The 2,287-nt window shown below is 52.0% G+C and carries 1 rRNA gene; it reads left to right on the forward strand.

Going from position 1 to position 2,287, the window contains the following annotated elements:
• Nucleotides 1-2,248, forward strand: a 23S ribosomal RNA gene (locus OQJ86_RS26200); the annotation flags it as partial.
• Between the last annotated feature and the right edge of the window lie 39 nt (nucleotides 2,249-2,287).

Here is a 2,287-nt window from a genome sequence, read left to right on the forward strand (position 1 = left end):
AGTCGCTGGATATAGACCCGAAACCAGGTGATCTAGCCATGGGCAGGTTGAAGATTGAGTAACATCAATTGGAGGACCGAACCGACTAATGTTGAAAAATTAGCGGATGACTTGTGGCTAGGGGTGAAAGGCCAATCAAACCTGGAGATAGCTGGTTCTCCCCGAAAGCTATTTAGGTAGCGCCTCGGACGAATACTACTGGGGGTAGAGCACTGTTAAGGCTAGGGGGTCATCCCGACTTACCAACCCTTTGCAAACTCCGAATACCAGTAAGTACTATCCGGGAGACACACGGCGGGTGCTAACGTCCGTCGTGGAGAGGGAAACAACCCAGACCGCCAGCTAAGGTCCCAAATTATTACTAAGTGGGAAACGATGTGGGAAGGCTCAGACAGCCAGGATGTTGGCTTAGAAGCAGCCATCATTTAAAGAAAGCGTAATAGCTCACTGGTCGAGTCGGCCTGCGCGGAAGATGTAACGGGGCTAAGTAATAAACCGAAGCTGCGGCAATGAAGTTTACTTCATTGGGTAGGGGAGCGTTCTGTAAGCCGTTGAAGGTGTGTTGTAAAGCATGCTGGAGGTATCAGAAGTGCGAATGCTGACATGAGTAACGATAAAGGGGGTGAAAAACCTCCTCGCCGGAAGACCAAGGGTTCCTGTCCAACGTTAATCGGGGCAGGGTAAGTCGACCCCTAAGGCGAGGCCGAAAGGCGTAGTCGATGGGAAACGGGTTAATATTCCCGTACTTCTTACAATTGCGATGGGGGGACGGAGAAGGCTAGGTGGGCCTGGCGACGGTTGTCCAGGTTCAAGTGCGTAGGCTGAAGAGTTAGGTAAATCCGGCTCTTCTTAAGGCTGAGACACGACGTCGAGCTACTACGGTAGTGAAGTCATTGATGCCATGCTTCCAGGAAAAGCCTCTAAGCTTCAGATTGTAAGGAATCGTACCCCAAACCGACACAGGTGGTCGGGTAGAGAATACCAAGGCGCTTGAGAGAACTCGGGTGAAGGAACTAGGCAAAATGGTACCGTAACTTCGGGAGAAGGTACGCTCTTGATGGTGAAGTCCCTTGCGGATGGAGCTGACGAGAGTCGCAGATACCAGGTGGCTGCAACTGTTTATTAAAAACACAGCACTGTGCAAAATCGTAAGATGACGTATACGGTGTGACGCCTGCCCGGTGCCGGAAGGTTAATTGATGGGGTTAGACTTCGGTCGAAGCTCTTGATCGAAGCCCCGGTAAACGGCGGCCGTAACTATAACGGTCCTAAGGTAGCGAAATTCCTTGTCGGGTAAGTTCCGACCTGCACGAATGGCGTAATGATGGCCACGCTGTCTCCACCCGAGACTCAGTGAAATTGAAATCGCTGTGAAGATGCAGTGTACCCGCGGCTAGACGGAAAGACCCCGTGAACCTTTACTACAGCTTGGCACTGAACATTGACCCTACATGTGTAGGATAGGTGGGAGGCTTTGAAGCACAGTCGCTAGATTGTGTGGAGCCGTCCTTGAAATACCACCCTTGTAGTGTTGATGTTCTAACGTCGACCCCTTATCGGGGTTGCGGACAGTGCCTGGTGGGTAGTTTGACTGGGGCGGTCTCCTCCCAAAGAGTAACGGAGGAGCACGAAGGTGGGCTAATCACGGTTGGACATCGTGAGGTTAGTGCAATGGCATAAGCCCGCTTGACTGCGAGAATGACAATTCGAGCAGGTGCGAAAGCAGGTCATAGTGATCCGGTGGTTCTGTATGGAAGGGCCATCGCTCAACGGATAAAAGGTACTCCGGGGATAACAGGCTGATACCGCCCAAGAGTTCATATCGACGGCGGTGTTTGGCACCTCGATGTCGGCTCATCACATCCTGGGGCTGAAGTCGGTCCCAAGGGTATGGCTGTTCGCCATTTAAAGTGGTACGCGAGCTGGGTTTAGAACGTCGTGAGACAGTTCGGTCCCTATCTGCCGTGGGCGTTGGAAGATTGAAGGGGGCTGCTCCTAGTACGAGAGGACCGGAGTGGACGAACCTCTGGTGTTCGGGTTGTGTCGCCAGACGCATTGCCCGGTAGCTAAGTTCGGAATCGATAACCGCTGAAAGCATCTAAGCGGGAAGCGAGCCCTGAGATGAGTCTTCCCTGATACTTTAAGTATCCTAAAGGGTTGTTCGAGACTAGAACGTTGATAGGCAGGGTGTGTAAGCGTTGTGAGGCGTTGAGCTAACCTGTACTAATTGCCCGTGAGGCTTAACCATACAACACCCAAGGGGTTTTGATGGACTCAATGCAAGAAC

Source organism: Vibrio sp. Sgm 5, from assembly GCF_026241575.1.
In the GTDB taxonomy this organism is placed as follows: Bacteria; Pseudomonadota; Gammaproteobacteria; order Enterobacterales; family Vibrionaceae; genus Vibrio; species Vibrio jasicida.